At 48.1% G+C, this 3,262-nt stretch carries 2 rRNA genes; both read left to right on the forward strand.

Annotated features, from left to right (window positions below):
- Nucleotides 1-90 precede the first annotated feature (90 nt).
- Nucleotides 91-3,015: ribosomal RNA gene (locus ABMA72_RS16705) — 23S ribosomal RNA — on the forward strand.
- Between the two features lie 114 nt (nt 3,016-3,129).
- A 5S ribosomal RNA gene (rrf, locus tag ABMA72_RS16710) occupies nt 3,130-3,246 on the forward strand.
- Nucleotides 3,247-3,262: the final 16 nt, after the last annotated feature.

Here is a 3,262-nt window from a genome sequence, read left to right on the forward strand (position 1 = left end):
TTACATTTAAATAACAGTATCAGATAGAAGACGAGAACTTAAAAGTAATACAAGACAAGTATATTAATTATACAAACTTTTAGTTGGTTAGATAAAGCTACTAAGGGTATATGGTGGATATCTTGGCAGTAAGAGACGATGAAAGACGTATGTTAGACAGCGATATGTCTCGGGGAGCCGTCAAGCAGGCTTTGATCCGGGAATTTCTGAATGGGGGAACCCTCCTGTTGGAAACAGCAGGAACCGTTTGGTGAGTAAAGTAGCCATTCTGGAGTTAACCGAGGGAACTGAAACATCTAAGTACCTCGAGGAAGAGAAATCAATTGAGATTTCGCAAGTAGCGGCGAGCGAACGCGAACTAGCCCAAACCGTTAAGTTTACTTAGCGGGGTTGTAGGACTGCAACGTGTAGCTTTGATGTTAGGAGAAGGGTCTGGGAAGTCCCGCCAAAGAGAGTGAAAGCCTCGTATCCGAAAGTTGATAAGCGCTAGCAGTATCCTGAGTAGGACGGAACACGTGAAATTTTGTCTGAATCTGGGAGGACCACCTTCCAAGGCTAAATACTACTTACTGACCGATAGTGAACAAGTACCGTGAGGGAAAGATGAAAAGAACCCCGATGAGGGGAGTGAAATAGAACTTGAAACCATATACTTACAATCGGTGGAAGTGCTATTGTAAGGCATGACCACGTACCTTTTGCATTATGAGCCATCGAGTTACGATTTGTTGCAAGGTTAAGCCGTTGAAGGTGTAGCCGTAGGGAAACCGAGTCTTAATAGGGCGAATAGTAGCAGGTCGTAGACCCGAAACGGGATGAGCTATCCATGAGCAGGTTGAAGCGAGGGTAACACCTTGTGGAGGACCGAACCCATATAGGTTGAAAACTGTTGGGATGACTTGTGGATAGGGGTGAAAGGCCAATCAAATTCCGTGATAGCTGGTTCTCTTCGAAATGCATTTAGGTGCAGCGTCTGACGAATACTGACGGGGGTACAGCACTGAATTGGCTAGGGGGCTCACCAGCTTACCAAACCATATCAAACTCAGAATACCGTTAAGTAATATCAGGCAGTGAGACTGCGGATGCTAAGGTCCGTAGTCGAAAGGGTAAGAGCCCTGACCATCAGCTAAGGTCCCTAAATCGTGTCTAAGTGGGAAAGGTTGTGGAACTACTGTGACATCCAGGAGGTTGGCTTAGAAGCAGCCACCCTTTAAAGAAAGCGTAATAGCTCACTGGACTAGTGGTTCTGCGCCGAAAATGTAACGGGGCTAAAGATACGTACCGAAGCTATGGAATGAACTTTGTTCATTGGTAGAAGAGCATTGTGTTTATCGATGAAGGCGTACCGCGAGGAGCGCTGGAGATCCCACAAGAGCTGATGATGGCATGAGTAGCGATAAGGAGTGTGAGAATCACTCCCGCCGAAAATCTAAGGGTTCCTGGGCCAGGTGACTCCGCCCAGGGTTAGTCGGATCCTAAGGTGAGGCCGAAAGGCGTAATCGATGGGTAACAGGTTAATATTCCTGTACTTGGTTATATTCGTTTGACATGAGGAGTGACGGAGAAAGGTAGCAAATCCCACTGTTGGATGTGGGTTTAAGCGTGTAGGCTGTGTTGTAGGCAAATCCGCAACACGTGAAGGCTGAGGCGTGATGACGAGGGCTTGCCCGAAGTTTGTGATCCTCTGCTTCCCAGAAAAGCTTCGTATGAAGAATATAATCAATCCGTACCGTAAACCGACACAGGTAGATGAGGAGAGAATCCTCAGGCGCTTGGGAGAACTCTTGTTAAGGAACTCTGCAAATTGGAGCCGTAACTTCGGGATAAGGCTCGCCCCTGCTGGTGACATCGCTTGCCGATGTAGCTGACGGGGGCCGCAGTGAAAAGGGGGTAGCGACTGTTTATCAAAAACATAGGACTCTGCAAACACGCAAGTGGACGTATAGGGTCTGACGCCTGCCCGGTGCTCGAAGGTTAAGAGGAGAGGTTATCCCTTGGGAGAAGCTTTGAATCGAAGCCCGAGTAAACGGCGGCCGTAACTATAACGGTCCTAAGGTAGCGAAATTCCTAGTCGGGTAAGTTCCGACCTGCACGAATGGCGTAACGACTTCCCCACTGTCTCAACAAGAGACCCAGCGAAATTGGAGTGCGCGTGAAGATACGCGCTACCCGCGGAAGGACGAAAAGACCCCGTGAACCTTTACTGTAGCTTGACATTGGCTTTTGAATAGTAATGCGTAGGATAGGTGGGAGCTGTTGAGGCGTGCGTTCCGGCGTACGATTAGGCATCCTTGAAATACCACCCTTTGCTATTTGAAATCCTAACCTACCATCGTAATCCGGTGGGGGGACAATGTCTGGTGGGCAGTTTGACTGGGGCGGTCGCCTCCTAAAGAGTAACGGAGGCGCACAAAGGTTCCCTCAGGCCGCATGGAAACCGGCTGTAGAGTGTAAACGCATAAGGGAGCTTGACTGCAACACAAACAAGTGGAGCAGGGTCGAAAGACGGTGTTAGTGATCCGGTGGTTCCGAGTGGAAGGGCCATCGCTCAACGGATAAAAGGTACTCCGGGGATAACAGGCTGATCTCCCCCAAGAGTTCACATCGACGGGGAGGTTTGGCACCTCGATGTCGGCTCATCGCATCCTGGGGCTGGAGCAGGTCCCAAGGGTTAGACTGTTCGTCTATTAAAGCGGTACGCGAGCTGGGTTCAGAACGTCGTGAGACAGTTCGGTCTCTATCCTCCGTGGGCGTAAGAAATTTGAGTGAATCTGACCTTAGTACGAGAGGACCGGGTTGGACGAACCTATGGTGTATCGGTTGTGACGCCAGTTGCATTGCCGAGTAGCTAAGTTCGGAAGGGATAACCGCTGAAAGCATCTAAGTGGGAAGCCCATCATGAGATAAGATTTCTATAAGACAGCTTGTAGACTACGAGCTTGATAGGTCGCATGTGTAAGCGCAGTAATGTGTTGAGCTGAGCGATACTAATTAGTCTTTTTGCTTTATTTAACTTTTACTTTTAAGTTCACTTCTATTTGATATTGTTTTTTAAGTGTGAAAATATCGCTTAATAGACTTGCAAAGGTCGAAAAAAAGAATTAAATATACCAAGAATTAAATTTTTGGTGTGTCGATAGCGGCGGGGAAACACCTGATACCATCCCGAACTCAGCAGTTAAGCCCGCTTGCGCCGAAGGTAGTGCCAGGGTAACTTGGTGTGAGACTAGGAAGATGCACCTTCTATATAAAAAGCCAG

Origin of the sequence: Halobacteriovorax sp. CON-3, from assembly GCF_043196995.1 — a bacterium.
Taxonomy (GTDB): Bacteria; Bdellovibrionota; Bacteriovoracia; order Bacteriovoracales; family Bacteriovoracaceae; genus Halobacteriovorax_A.